Source organism: Thermoleophilum album, from assembly GCF_028867705.1.
Classification (GTDB): Bacteria; Actinomycetota; Thermoleophilia; order Solirubrobacterales; family Thermoleophilaceae; genus Thermoleophilum.
Genome location: NZ_CP066171.1, coordinates 1466923 through 1480624 on the forward strand (window position 1 = coordinate 1466923; position 13702 = coordinate 1480624).

Here is a 13702-nt window from a genome sequence, read left to right on the forward strand (position 1 = left end):
GAGCCCCCTGGCTTACGCGGCGGCGTCGCCGGGGCCGCCGACGGGCGCAGCGGCGAGCGCCGCCTCCTGGGCGGCGCGGAGCTCCTGGCAGCCGCGGGCGGCGAGTTCGAGCAGCTCGTCCAGCCGGGCGCGCGAGAACGGCGTGCGCTCGGCTGTCGCCTGGATCTCGACCACGTCGCTAGCGTCGCTCATCACGACGTTCATGTCGACCTCGGCGCGCGAGTCCTCGCTGTAGTCGAGGTCGAGCAGTGCCCGACCGTCGACCACGCCACAGGACACCGCAGCGATCGAACAGACGAGCGGATCGGTCGCAAGCCGTCCCTCGGCCCGCAGCCGCCGCAGCGCGAGAGCGAGCGCCACGTAGCCGCCGGTGATCGCCGCGCAGCGCGTCCCCCCGTCGGCCTCGAGGACGTCGCAGTCGACCCACACCGTGCGCTCTCCCAAACGGGCGCGATCGACCGCTTGGCGCAGCGCGCGCCCGATGAGACGCTGGATCTCGACAGTGCGTCCGTCGGGCCGGCCGCGGGCTGCGTCACGCTTTTTGCGCTCGCCGGTGGAGGCGGGCAGCATCCCGTATTCGGCGGTCACCCACCCCTCGCCCGAGCCCTCGAGCCACCCCGGCACCCGCTCCTCGACGGTCGCCGTACAGATCACACGTGTACCGCCGACTGTCACGAGCGCCGACCCGGCGGCGGTGCGAACGAAGTCCGGCTCGATCGTGACCGGCCGAAGCTCGTCCGCACGCCGCCCGTCGGGGCGCTCGAAGACTCCCCCGCCATCGGCGGGGCGATCGTCGGCAGTGGTTCCGATCGGATCAGCGGCGGTGTCTGGTCGGCCAGGGGATGCGCCCGCGTCGTCCATGAAACGAATGCTCGCACGCCACGGCCGCGGCCGACGGTCGCGGACACGAGCCCTGCAATTGGCGCTCGCAGCAGCGCTGCGACCGGCTGCCGGTCAGGCGCCGCGAGCCGCTCAGAACTTCACGCTCTCGATCGCATCGGTGATCTTGTCGAGGAGCGTGTCGGCGAGCGTCTTACCCTTGCCGGTTCGAAAGCCCTTGAGCGACGCCACCACGCCCGCCAATACCAGGGCCACGAGCAGGATCAGCGCGACGTACTCGACCGTGCCCTGGCCGCGCTCGCTATGCAGCCGGCGACGCCAGCCCGCGGCGGCGCCGGTGCACGCCAAGTGCGCGCGCACCAGCGTGCGGTAGTAGGCACGCTCTAGCGCGTCGCGGGTGTCGTAGAGCGCGCTCCTGCGATCGCAGACGTCGGTAGCGAGCTTGTGCGACCGGCAGCCGCGATCGCGGTCTTCCCGGGAAGCCGCGAGGCTCGCAGAAGGGCGCGCGGGTTCGGCGATCATCGCGTGTGTTACCTCCTCTGTCGTCGCGTGTGCCAGCGCCGCGGCGGATCGCAGCGCACCGCGAGCGTCGCTCGCGCGTCGCAACGACAGGGCTACGAACGTCGCCACTTGCGAACATTGGCCGGCGATGTGCGGCATCGGAGCTCTTCTCGACCCAGGCGCAGCCTTCACCGCTGCCGGTGCCGAGCGGATGATCGGCGCTCTCCGCCACCGCGGCCCCGACGGCGAGGGCATCGCCGACGAGGGCGTCGCCCACCTCGTTCACACCCGGCTTGCGATCGTCGATCCGGCCGGCGGAGCGCAACCTCTGCGTAGCGAGGACGGCCGGACGGTGGCGGTTGTCAACGGCGAGATCTACAACCACCTGCCGCTACGCAAAGCGCTCGAGGAGCACGGTCACCGTTTCGCCACCGCCTCCGACTGCGAAGTCGTCGTGCACGGCTACGAACAGTGGGGTACCGCGCTCTTCGAGCGCCTCAACGGCATCTTCGCGCTCGCGCTCTGGGACGGTCACGCCCGACGGCTGGTGCTGGCGCGCGACCCGCTCGGCGTCAAACCGCTCTACTGGTGGAGCGACGGTCGCCGCGTCGCTGCAGCGTCCGAGGTGCGCGCGCTGCTCGCTGCTGGCGTGAAACCTGACGGCGTCGACCCGGTCGCGCTCGACCACTTCCTCGCCTGGCGCTTCGTACCGGCGCCGCGCACGCTCTTCGCCGGCATCCGCAAACTGCCGGCGGCGTCGCTGTTGGTCGCGACGGTGGGCGGGCCGCCACGCGTCTCGAGCTACCGCCGACCACCGGCCGCGCACTTCCAGGATCTCGACGACGACGAGCTCGCGGCCGAGCTGCGCAACCGCTTCCTCGACGCCGTCGAACGGCAGCTGATGGCCGACGTGCCGGTGGGGGCGCTGCTCAGCGGCGGCGTCGACTCGGCAGCGGTCGTCGCCGCGATCGCCGCCCGTGGCGGCGAGCCGCCGCGGACCTTCACCATCGGCTTCCCCGACAGCGGCCAGGAACTCGACGAGCGAGCCGCCGCCGCACGCACAGCCGCGCTGCTCGGCGCCCGCCACCGCTCCACCACCTTCAGCGCCGAGAGCATGCGCAACGGGATCGACCGCGCCATCCGCCACCTCGAGGAGCCCTGCGGGATCCCGTCGGCGCCGGTTCTTTTGGAGCTCGCGTCCTTCGCGCGCCAGGAAGTGAAGGTCGTGTTGGCCGGGCAGGGCGCCGACGAGCCGCACGGCGGCTACCGCCGCCACCAAGCGGCGCTTGCGCTCTCCATCCTCGCCCGCCTGCCGGGTCCGGCCGCACGCGCCGCGCGCGCCGGTGCGCGACTTGCCGCACGCGCGCCCGCCGTGCGGCGGCTCGCGGCGCTCGCCGGGGTGCGCCCGCTCCCCGCCGCGATCGCCCGCCTCGTCGAGATCAGCGACGCGGCGACGCGCGCGCGCTTGACCGGCAACCTGCCCGACGAGGCGGAGGTGGAGCGAGCGGCCCTGGTGGGCGAGGTCGCCGGCGACGTCGGCGACCGCGACGCACTCGAGCAGGCGTTGTACGTCGACACCCACCTCTGGCTGCCCGACCACCTGCTCGTCGCCAACGACAAGATGACGATGGCGAGCGCGCTCGAGCTGCGCGTCCCCTACCTCGACCTCGAGCTCTTGCGCTTCGTCGAGCGGATCCCAGGGCGACGGCGCGTGCGACCGCGCCGCGGCAAGCATCTGCACCGCCTGGCGGTGGCCGGACTGCTCCCGGCCGAAATCGTCGAGCGCCCCAAACACGGCTTCACGACCCCCTACGAACAGTGGTTGCGAGCCGAGCTAGGGGCCGAAGTGGCGCGCCGCTACAGGGACGGGGCGCGCGCCGCCGAGCTGATCGACCCCGATGCCGTCGGCCAGCTCGTGGCAGAGCACCGCGCTGGCAAAGCGAACCACGCCCAGCTTCTCTACTGCCTGCTCGAGCTCGCCGCCTGGTTCGAAGCGTTCGTCGATCCGCTGCCGCGAGACGGCGAGCTCGGGGCCGGCACCGCCGCCCAGCCGCGGAGCGGCGGGACCACAAGCAGCGACGTGGCCGCTCGGGGGCGCTAGACGGGAGGGCCTGGTCGTGCCGAGGAGAACCCGCCTGCCCTGCTAGCGCCGCGATGACGACCGCCGCTAAGCGTCACCGCGTGCTGTTCGTGCACTCTCGCAAGGCGAGCTTCGTGCGCATCGATCGCGCGATCCTCGCCGAGCGCTTCGAGATCGAAGATCTCTATCAGCCCGGGCGCATCCCTCCCGCCGACGTCGCGCTGCGCGTCGCTCGCAGCGACCTCGTTTTCGCCTGGTTCGCGTCCTGGCACAGCGGTCCGCCGATCTTGCTCGCCCGCCTTTTCGGGAAGCCGTCGGTGCTCGTGATCGGCGGCTTCGACACCGCGAACATGCCGGAGATCGGCTACGGCCTGCAGCAGGGTGGCTTTCGCCGTTTCGCCAGCCGCTTCGTGATGAAGCGCGCCGGCACGCTCGTCACCAACTCGCGCTACTCGCTGTCGGAGATCGAGCGCAACACCCCGATTCCGCCGGGGCGCGTCAACGTCGTCTACCACGGCATCCCCGACCCTTACGGCGAGCTGCCGCCAGTCGAGCGTGAACCGCTCGTGGTTTCGGTGGGCTACATCGACCGCACCACGCTCGTACAAAAGGGGCAGCTGGCGTTCGTGGAAGCGGCGCGACGCGTGCCCGAAGCGCGCTTCGTGCTCGCCGGCCCCTGGCTCGACGACGCCGTCGAGATCCTGCGCGCCCGTGCCCCCGCGAACCTGGAGCTGACCGGTTGGCTCGAGGACGAAGCGCTGCACGACCTGCTGGCGCGCGCCTCGGTTTACGTCCAGGCCTCGCGCCACGAAGGCTTCGGCATGGCTGTCGCCGAAGCGATGCTTGCCGGAGCGGTGCCGGTCGTGGTCGACGCTACAGCGATGCCCGAGGTGGTAGGCGACGCCGGGGTGGTCGTGCCGAGCGCGGAGATCGACGACGTCGTGAGCGGCATCCGCCGCGCACTGGCGCTGCCCGCCTCAGCCCGCGAGCGGGCGCGGCGTCGGGTGCTCGAACGGTTCCCGCTCGAGCGTCGGCGCGAGGCGCTCCTCGCGGTCTGCGAGCGCGCTCTCGCCGGCCGCTAGCCGGGCCGCCGGCGCCTCGCGAGCGGCCTCGACAGCGACCGCGCAACCGAAGGCGGTGCCGAGCACGAGCGCCGCGACGTCAAGGAGCGGCAGGCCGCCGGGGCCGGCGGCGAAGCCGTGCGACAGGCAGAGCGTGCAGGCGAAGGCGAGCAGCGAGCCGCCAGCCAGGCGCAATGCCACCGCCCAGCGCAGCCGCCCAGCCGCCGTTCGCGGGTGCCGCTGGTGGGAACCGTTCGGGAGGGGGGCCGACCGCGCGGGCGGGCGCCCGCCCCAGAGCACCCACGCCGCCGCCGCTGCGATCTCGGCAGCGCGCTCCGGAGCCGCCGGCGACGTGCCGAGCGCCACGAGCAGCGCGTAGCTCACGCCGGCGGCGAGCGCGAACAATCCGACGCCGAGCGTCCCCGCGTCAGCCAGGGTGCAAACGGCGGAGCGTCCAGGGCGAACGCGCCGCCCGCGTGTCGCGGTCGTGCCGTGCACAAACGCCTCCCACTCCTCGTATCGCCCGCGTGAGCTTGCGGCGCGAACAGCGGCACGCGCGGGCGGACGTACGTTCGACTCGCGCTCGGTTCCCGCCGCTCGCCGCTCAGCGGAACTCCACGATGCCCTGCAGCCGCTCGCGCGCAGCGGCCGCTGCCGGGTGCAGCGCTACCGGCGCGGGGGCGTGCGGCCTCGCCACCGCGACGAGCGTCGCTGCGACCGACGCCGCGAGCGCGTCGAGGTCGTAGCCGCCTTCGAGCACGAAGCCAAGCGGCGCGCCGAGCTCGCGTGCCGCCGCGTCCAGAAGCAGGGCGAGCTCGGAGTAGTCGTCGGCGGCAAGCAGACAACCTCCGATCGGATCAGCACGGTGGGCGTCGTAGCCGGCCGACACCAAGATCAGCTGCGGCTCGAACGCGAAAAGCGCCGGCACAACGACGTGCGCGACAAGCGAGCGCCAGAGATCCCCGCCGCTCTGTGCCGGCACCGGCAGGTTCACGGTGTAGCCACGCCCGGCACTGTCGCCGACGTCGTCGAGCGCTCCCGTGCCCGGATAGAACGGCCACTGGTGGATGCTCGCGAACAGCACGTCACGGGAGCTGCGAAACGCCTCGCATGTGCCGTTGCCGTGGTGGACGTCCCAGTCGACGATCGCGACCCGCTCGCACCCGAGCGCTAGGGCGTGGGCGGCCGCGCAAGCGACGTTGTTGAACAGACAGAAACCCATCGCCCGCTCGGGTTCGGCGTGGTGCCCCGGCGGCCGCAAAGCGGCGAAGCCCCGCGCGGCGTCGCCGGCCAGGAGCGCCTCGGCGAGCGCGCACGCTCCACCGGCCGCAGCGAGAGCGGCCTCGAGCGACCCGGCCGAGACCGGCGTGTCGACGTCGAGCGGCACACCGCTCGCGACGTGGCGGCGAACCGCTTCCAGGTGGCGCGGGGTGTGAACCCGCAACAGCTGTTCCTCGCTCGCCACTGGCGCACGCCGGTGCTCGATAGGGAGCGTGTCGGCAAGCGCCGCCACCCGTTCCTCGACGGCGACGATCCTTTCGACCCGCTCGGGGTGGCCGAAGCCGGTGTCGTGGCGGTGCGAGGCTTCGTGGTGGAAGTAGAGGATCGACACCGGCGGCTACGGTACCGCTCCTCGCGTCGCGCGACCGCGTACGCGGCGAGCCCGGGCGCGGTGCCGGCAGCGCAAGTGGCGACAGGGTTTGCGGGTGGCGACCAAGCGGCCAGAAACGGTTTCCAGGAGCGAGCTCGCCGCCGAGCTCGCCGCCGACGTGCTGGTCGTCGGCGCCGGGCTCGCCGGCCTCTTCGCCGCCCTCGCGGCCGCTCGCGAGGGCGGCCGCGTGATCGTGCTCTCGAGCACGAAACTCGACCAGAGCGCCAGTTGGCGCGCTCAGGGCGGGATCGCCGCGGCGCTGGCGGGCGACGACAGCCCCGAGCTCCACGTGCGCGACACGCTCGCCGCCGGGCGCGGCGCTTGCCGTGAGAGCGCGGTCGCGGTGCTGGCGCGCGAGGCACCGCTGCGCGTCCTCGAGCTGATGGAGCTCGGCGTCACCTTCGACCGCGCCCGTGACGGCTCGCTGGCGCTCGGGCTCGAGGGTGGCCACTCGCGGCGGCGGATCGTCCACTCGGGGGGCAGCGCTACCGGCCGCCGCGTCACCCGCCGCTTGTCGGCGCTCGCCGCAGCCGATCCGCGTGTCACCGTGCTCGAGGACACTCGCTGCGTGCGCCTGGTGACGGCGGGCGACGGCGGTGTGTGCGGAGCGCTCGCTCGCACCGGCGAGGGGCAACTGCTCGAGCTGCGCACGCGCGCCACAGTGCTCGCGACCGGCGGCTATGCCGCCCTGTGGGAGCGGACCACGAACCCGCCCGGCGCGGTCGGCAGCGGCCTGTGGCTCGCGTTGGCGGCGGGCGCGAAGGTGGCAGACCTCGAGTTCATGCAGTTCCATCCCACCGCTTTGGCTGCATCGGGACGGTGGGACGGCTTTCTGATCAGCGAGGCGGTGCGCGGCGAGGGCGCTCGCCTCGTCGACGAGGAGGGCGAGCGCTTCTGCGACGAGCTCGCACCGCGCGACGAAGTGGCGAGCGCGATCTGGCAGCGGCTGGCGGCCGGCAAGCGCGTATTCCTCGATGCGCGGGCGGTACCGCTCGCGACGCGCTTCCCGAACATCGACCGCGCCCTGCGCCTGGCCGGCTTCGACGCGAGTAGCGAGCTTGTCCCCGTCGCGCCGGCTGCGCACTACGCGATCGGCGGCGTCGCGACCGATCTCGACGGGCGCTCGAGCGTCCCCGGCCTTTACGCGGTCGGAGAGTGCAGCTGCACGGGATTGCACGGCGCAAACCGACTGGCGTCAAATTCGCTCGCCGAGTGCCTGGTTTTTGCGCGGCGCGCGGTTCGCGCCGCGCTCGCCGAGCCACACCGTAAGCCCCCGCGCGAGCTGCCGGCGCCGCTGCCCTCGCCGCTCCCGACGCAAGCGAGCCGCCGGCAGCTGTGGCAGCGTGCCGGGCTCGTGCGCGATCCCGCCAGCTTGGCCGAGCTCGCGCAGGACCCCCACCCGCTGGTGCGCTTGATCGGACAGTTCGCGGCGGAGCGAGCGGAGAGCCGCGGCGTGCACCGTCGCCGTGACCGTCCCGGCACCGACGACCGTCTCGACCGCCGCCACTTCGTGTTCGTGCCGGCGAGCGAGACGGTCGACGATCCTAGCTCCTCTCTAGATACGGGGTATCTATCGCTCGAAACCTGGTAACGTGGACCACAACGGTTGACTGGTTGACTAGCCAGTCACCGGCGGCGCCGGGAGCTCGCGCGAACCGTGGTGGGCGCCGCCGACGGTCGTCACGGTCCGTTGCCCTCCAGCTCTTCACGCCGCTCGCAAGCAGACGAATCCAAGGCTTGAAAGCTTCCCGGGCGCAGGAAGCGTCCCGGGGTCCGGGTAGCGCCCGACAGCGCAACCACGTACCGTCGGGTGCACTCGCACAGGGGGCAGGGTTGGAGGCCCCGGGGAAAGATTCCCCGGGGCCTCCCCCACTGTCCGCCACGCGAGCCGCGTGCGGGCGCGATCGCCGTGGAGACCCGCGGCCAGCGGAAGGGCGCCAGGATCGGCACGCGGCGGGCTAGCATCGCGCCACCTTGGACCAGCCTGTGTCCGACAGCACGCTTGCGCGCTTCCGCGAGGCGATGGCACTGCTGCCGGCTGGCGTGTGCGTCGTCACCGCGCGCGATCGCGCGGGAGCGCCGCGCGGGTTGGCGGCGACGTCGGTCACCTCCTTCAGCACCGCGCCGCCGTCACTCGTGGTGTCGATCGCAGCGAGCGCGCGCTCGCACGCGGCGATCGCCGCCGGCGAACGCTTCGCTGTGCATCTTTTGCGGGCCAGCGACGGTCTCGCTATCGCCGAGCGGTTCGCGACCAAGGACGACGACAAGTTCGCCGCCGTCGCCTGGGATTGGGAGGACGGCGTGCCGCGCCTGCGCGACGCCTTGTGGTTCATCCGCTGCCGCCGCTCGGCGACCTTCGACCACCACGATCACTCGCTCGTGATCGGCGATGCAGAAAAGATCGAGGTCGCTGACGGAGAACCGCTGCTCTACGCGCGTCGGCGCATGGACTGGTTCCTGCAACCGGGTGCCTGACGCTGAGCGCCCGGGCGTGCCCGTGCTGCCCGTGATCCGCTCCTTAACCCGAAATCAACATCGAGCACGTTCCTAACTGGTGAAGGAACGAACGGCCGGTGTCTGCGGCCGGCCGACGTTGCTGGTGCGGTGGCGCCGGCGACCCGGCGCCCCGCAAGGGGGAACGGACACGATGTACCAGTTCAGCCGCGCCATCTACAGAGAACTTGCGCCGCTCGTTCGCGCACACCGCTCCTTCGGCGGGACGGTGCGAGCGCGGCGGACGCTGCTCGAGGCGTGCGAGGCGACAGTCGAGCGTCTTGCCACCGATCGCCACTACTTCCGCCAACCGGCGCGTTTCCTCTTCGAGCAGGTGCGCACGCTCTTTCCGCTGCGCGCCCAGGCCCGTGTGCGGCGGGTGATCGAGCGGCATCTCGCGGTCGCGACCGCCTACGTGGACGAGCACTGGCGCGAGGGCGTCACGTTCGACGGCAGCCCGCTGCGCTGTCACGCCACGACGCGCAAGGGCACGCCCTGCCAGCGCGTGCCGCTTCCGGGTAGCCGCTACTGCCCCTCGCACAAACACCTCGAGGAGCGCTTCGAGAGCGTCGAGACCGTAGCCGCCTGAGGGAAGGCCGGTTGCGGGCGCTTCGCCGCCAGTGCGGGCGCTAGCTTGCCGGCGCAGTGGCAGCAGCACAGAGCGAGAGTTGCATCGTCGGCGTCGACGTCGGCGGGACGTTCAGCGACGCCGTCGTCGTGCGCGGCAGCGAGGTCGCGCAAGCGAAAGCACCCAGCACGCCCGCCGACCAGTCGCGGGGGGCGTTGGCCGCGGTCGAGCGCGCGCTCGCCGCGCTCGCGCTGGAGCCCCCCGCGGTCGCCCGCTTCGTGCATGGAACGACCGTCGGCACCAACTCGCTGCTTGAGGGCAAGCTCGCGACGACCGCGCTGCTCGCAACCGAGGGCTTCGAGGACCTCGAGGAGCTGCGCCGCCAGAACCGCCCCGCGCTCTACCGCCTCTGCGAACACCCGCCAGCGCCGATTGTCCCGCCCGCGCTGCGCATCGGCGTGCCCGAGCGAACCGGGCCGGACGGCGTCTTGCGCGCCCTCGACCGGGCCGCGCTGCGAGACCGACTGCGCGCCGTCGACGCCGAGGCGGTCGCCGTTTGCCTGCTGTGGTCTTTTCGCCACCCTCAGCACGAACTCGCCGTCGGCGAGCTCGTGCGGGACTGTCTGCCGCACGCCCACGTCTCGCTGTCGTGCGAGACCGCACGCGTCGTCCGCGAGTACGAGCGCTGCGCGACGACGATCGTCGACGCCGCCGTGTCGCCGCGCCTGCGCACCTACCTCGAGAGCCTCGAGCAGCGCGCCCGCGCGCACTGCCTGCCGGCGCCCGAGGTGATGCTCTCCAGCGGCGGCGTCGCGCCCGCGCGCGTCGCGGCCGCTCACGGCTCCTGGACGGTGCTTTCGGGACCGGCAGCGGGCGCTGTGGCGTGCGCCCGCCTCGCGGCGCGCGAAGGCTTCCCCGACGCCGTCGGGCTCGACATGGGCGGAACCTCGTGCGACGTCTCGCTTGCGCGCGCGGGTCGCCCGCGCGTCGTGCTCGGTGGCGAGGTGGCCGGCCGTCCGCTCGCGCTGCCGATGGTCGAGGTGCACACCGTCGGCGCCGGCGGCGGCTCGATCGCCTGGCGCGACCCGGGCGGCGCGCTGCGCGTCGGGCCCGAGTCGGCCGGTGCGGAACCCGGTCCCGCCTGCTATGGCCGGGGCGGCCGGGCGCCGACGGTCACCGACGCCAACGTCGTGCTCGGCTACCTGGCTGACCGACAGCGTTTCGGGAGCGAGCTTGCGATCGACGCAGCCGCCGCCTACCGGGCGGTCGCCGAGCTCGCGCGGACGCTCGCGATGCCGACCGAGCAGTGCGCCGAGGGCATCATCGACGTCGCCTGTGCCGAGATGGCCCAGGCCGTGCGCGTGCTGACAGTCGAGCGCGGCATCGACCCGCGCACGCTCTGCCTGTGCGCCTTCGGCGGGGCGGGGCCGCTACACGCCGCACGCATCGCCGAGGAGCTCGGCATCGCACGCATCGTCGTGCCCGCCGCGGCCGGCGTGCTCTCGGCGCTCGGGCTCGCGACGGCCGAGCGCCGCCGCGACGCTGTCGAAAGCGTGCTGCTGCGCGACCACGCGCTCGACGATCGCGTGCTGCGGCGCACCCTCGCCGCTGTCGCCGACCGTGCGCGCAGCGCCCTCGGCGGCGAGCCGGGAACGGTCGAGCTCGCCTGCGAGGTGCGCTACGAGGGACAGTCGTTCGAGGTGCCGGTCGAGACGGCTCTCGACGCCACCGTCGCCGACCTGCGTGCGCGTTTCGACCGCGCTCACCAAGAACGCTACGGCTGGAGCGCGCCCGACAGCCCGATCGAGCTCGTGACGGTGCGCGCCGCCGCGATCGCCCCCGCCGCTGCTGGCGTCGGCGCAGCCCACCTGGCGGCGGGCACGATCAGGGGCGAGCGTCCGGTGCGCTGGCGCGGAACCACGGTGGTGGCGCGCTGCGCAGAGGGAGCGGTCGCCGGCGAGGGGCCGCTCGTCGCCGAGCTCGACGGAGCGACACTGTTCGTTCCCCCGGGCTGGCGGGCGCGACTCGGTGACGCTGCCGTGATCGTCGAGCGCAAGGAGCCCCGCGCGTGAGCGCGCGCCTCGACCCCGTCGAGCTGCGCCTCCTTCTGGGTGCGCTGCGCAGCGCTTGCGAAGAGATGGGGGCGGTGCTCGTGCGCTCGGCGCACTCGGCGAACATCAAGGAGCGGCGCGACTGCTCGACCGCCCTCTTCGACCGCCACGGCCAGCTCGTCGCGCAAGCCGAGCACATCCCCGTCCACCTTGGCGCGATGCCCGCGGCGGTGGCAGCGGTAATCGCCGAGAGGCCCGGGCCGGGCGAAGTCTGGATCCTCAACGACCCCTACCGCGGCGGCACCCACCTGCCGGATATAACCGCCGTCGCGCCCGTTTACGCAGCGGACGGCGAGCTGCTCGGTTTCGCGGCGGCGCGCGCCCACCACGCCGACGTCGGCGGACCCTACCCCGGCTCGATGCCGGCATTGTCGCGAACCCTTGCCGAGGAGGGCGTGGTGATCCCACCGCTACGCGTCGCCGGGCCAGGGGGCATCGACGAGCAGCGGCTCGCTGCGCTCTTGCGCGCGATGCGCCGGCCGCGCGAGCGCCGCGCCGACTTCACGGCCCAGATCGCCTGTGTCCGCCACGGCGCGGCGGCCCTGCGGGCGCTCGCCGAGCGCGTAGGCCGCGACCGCCTCGAACGGGCCTTCGCCGACGTCCTCGACTACGCCGAGCGGCGCACGCGCGCCGGGATCGCACGGCTCGGCGACGGTGTGCGCACGGCACGCGACTTCCTCGAGGCGCCGGAGGGCGACATCGAGCTCGCGCTGCGCGCAACGGTGCGCGGCGACGAGCTCGAGCTCGACTTCTCGGGATCGGCCGCCCAGCACGAGGGCAACCTCAACTGTCCGTTCGCGGTCACGCTGTCGGCCGCCTGGTTCGCGGTGCGCGTGCTCACCGATCCCGACGCGCCAGCGTCGGCGGGCGCGCTGCGGCCGGTGCGGGTTATCGCTCCCGAGGGATCGATCCTGAACGCCCGGCCGCCGGCGGCGGTTGCGGCCGGCAACGTCGAGACCTCCTCGCGCGTCGCCGACCTCGTGCTGCGCGCCTTCGGTCGCGCCCTCGGCCAGGGCACGATGAACAACCTCACGCTCGGCAACGACGACTTCGCCTACTACGAGACGCTCGGCGGCGGGCAGGGCGCATGTCCCGACCGGGACGGTCCGAGCGCGGTGCACGTGTCGATGTCGAACACGCTCAACACGCCGGTCGAGGCGCTCGAAGCCGAGTTCCCGCTGCGCTGTGTGCGCTACGCGGTGCGCCGTGGCAGCGGTGGTGCGGGCCGCTGGCGGGGCGGCGACGGTGTCGTGCGTGAGCTCGAGGCGCTCGCGCCGATGCGGTTCGCACTCATCACCGAACGCCGCCGCCACCGCCCGCCTGGCGCTGCCGGCGGCGCTCCCGGTGCGCCGGGCCGCAACCTCTTGAACGGGCGCGAGCTACCGCCCAAAGCGAGCGGCGAGCTGCGCCCGGGCGACCGCTTGCGTGTCGAGACGCCGGGCGGTGGCGGCTACGGCCGCCCCGCACAGCAGCGCTAGCTTCCCGAGCGATGCGCACGATCGCCTTCGCCGGACTGGGGATCATGGGTTGGCCGATGGCGCGCAACCTCGCCCGCGCGGGGTTCGCGCTGCGCGTCTGGACGCGCACGAGCGCCAAGGCCGAACGTTTCGCGCGCGAGCACGGTGCCATCGCCTGCCCGACACCGGCGGTCGCCGCCGAGGGCGCGGACGCGGTGGTGACGATGCTCCCCGACGGGCCCGAGGTCGAAAGCACGCTCCTGGGGGCGGACGGTGCGTGCCAGCGGCTCGAAGCGGGCACGCTAGTCGTCGACTGCTCGACGGTGGCACCGTCGTTTTCGCGCACGCTCGCCGCCAAGCTGCGCGAGCGCGGGATCGCACTCGTCGACGCGCCGGTCACGGGGTCGCGCCCGAAGGCGGAGGACGGCACGCTGACCTTCATGGTCGGCGGCGACGAGCGCGACGTGGCGCGCGCCCGCCCGCTGTTCGAGGCGATGGGCGAGCTTGTGGTGCACGTCGGTCCGCAAGGGCACGGTGCGTTCGCGAAGGTGATCGCTAACACCGTCACGGCGATCAACGCCGCCGCCGTCGCCGAAGCGCTCGCCGCGGTCGCGAGCGCCCAACTCGATGCCGAGCGTTGGCTCGACGCAGCAGCGGCGGGCTCGAGCGGATCGCGCATGCTCGACCTCAAAGCACGGCCGATGCTCGCCCGTGACTACGCGCCGCTCTTCCGCCTGCGGCACATGCTCAAGGACGTTCGCCACTGCCTCGCCGAAGCGCGCGCCCTGGGCGTGGAGCTCGAACTGGCGACCGTGGCCGAGCGCCTCTACGCCCGCGCCGTCGCCGCCGGACTCGGCGACCGCGATTTCGCCGCCGTGCGCGAGGTCGTCGCCCGACCGATGGGAGAGGCTCGAAGCGACACTTGAAAAATCCGACATTC

12 protein-coding genes are annotated in these 13702 nt (G+C 73.1%); 8 read left to right on the top strand and 4 right to left on the bottom strand.

Annotation, left to right across the window (positions count from 1 at the left end):
- Positions 1-12 precede the first annotated feature (12 nt).
- Both rph and JDY09_RS06900 read right to left on the bottom strand, forming a co-directional pair.
- Positions 13-861: a ribonuclease PH gene (gene rph / locus JDY09_RS06895; RefSeq protein WP_274716191.1), complete on the bottom strand. Its 849-nt coding sequence runs from the start codon at positions 859-861 to the stop codon at positions 13-15.
- Between the two features lie 111 nt (positions 862-972).
- Positions 973-1362, bottom strand: coding sequence for a hypothetical protein (locus tag JDY09_RS06900; RefSeq protein ID WP_274716192.1), 390 nt, complete (start codon positions 1360-1362; stop codon positions 973-975).
- 127 nt (positions 1363-1489) lie between these two features.
- On the opposite strand from JDY09_RS06900, the gene asnB reads away from it, so the two are divergent.
- Both asnB and JDY09_RS06910 read left to right on the top strand, forming a co-directional pair.
- A complete protein-coding gene (asnB, locus tag JDY09_RS06905; protein WP_274716193.1) occupies positions 1490-3442 on the top strand; it encodes an asparagine synthase (glutamine-hydrolyzing) in 1953 nt (650 codons plus the stop codon).
- Between the two features lie 53 nt (positions 3443-3495).
- Positions 3496-4503 carry a glycosyltransferase family 4 protein gene (locus JDY09_RS06910; RefSeq protein WP_274716194.1) on the top strand — a complete coding sequence of 336 codons (1008 nt, stop codon included), beginning with the start codon at positions 3496-3498 and terminating at the stop codon, positions 4501-4503.
- Here JDY09_RS06910 and JDY09_RS06915 read toward each other — a convergent pair.
- Together JDY09_RS06915 and JDY09_RS06920 are read right to left on the bottom strand one after the other, a co-directional pair.
- Positions 4399-4980, bottom strand: coding sequence for a hypothetical protein (locus JDY09_RS06915; RefSeq protein WP_274716195.1), 582 nt, complete (start codon positions 4978-4980; stop codon positions 4399-4401). The genes JDY09_RS06910 and JDY09_RS06915 overlap by 105 nt on opposite strands.
- Before the next feature lie 106 nt (positions 4981-5086).
- Positions 5087-6094 (bottom strand): histone deacetylase family protein, encoded by a 1008-nt coding sequence (locus tag JDY09_RS06920; RefSeq protein ID WP_274716196.1) that lies wholly within the window; start codon positions 6092-6094, stop codon positions 5087-5089.
- 94 nt (positions 6095-6188) lie between these two features.
- Between JDY09_RS06920 and JDY09_RS06925 the strand changes: the two genes are divergently transcribed.
- From JDY09_RS06925 to JDY09_RS06950, 6 genes are all read left to right on the top strand, one after another.
- Entirely contained in the window at positions 6189-7724 is a 1536-nt protein-coding gene (locus JDY09_RS06925; RefSeq protein WP_274716197.1) for an L-aspartate oxidase, read from the top strand.
- 383 nt (positions 7725-8107) lie between these two features.
- Positions 8108-8608, top strand: coding sequence for a flavin reductase family protein (locus JDY09_RS06930; RefSeq protein ID WP_274716198.1), 501 nt, complete (start codon positions 8108-8110; stop codon positions 8606-8608).
- A gap of 172 nt (positions 8609-8780) precedes the next feature.
- Positions 8781-9215, top strand: a complete 435-nt coding sequence (locus JDY09_RS06935) for a hypothetical protein (protein ID WP_274716199.1) — start codon at positions 8781-8783, stop codon at positions 9213-9215.
- A gap of 56 nt (positions 9216-9271) precedes the next feature.
- Entirely contained in the window at positions 9272-11266 is a 1995-nt protein-coding gene (locus tag JDY09_RS06940; protein WP_274716200.1) for a hydantoinase/oxoprolinase family protein, read from the top strand.
- On the top strand, positions 11263-12783 hold the full coding sequence (locus JDY09_RS06945; protein ID WP_274716201.1) for a hydantoinase B/oxoprolinase family protein: 1521 nt from the start codon (positions 11263-11265) through the stop codon (positions 12781-12783). Before JDY09_RS06940 ends, JDY09_RS06945 begins: the two co-directional genes overlap by 4 nt.
- 11 nt (positions 12784-12794) lie before the next feature.
- Positions 12795-13688, top strand: coding sequence for an NAD(P)-dependent oxidoreductase (locus JDY09_RS06950; protein WP_274716202.1), 894 nt, complete (start codon positions 12795-12797; stop codon positions 13686-13688).
- Positions 13689-13702: the final 14 nt, after the last annotated feature.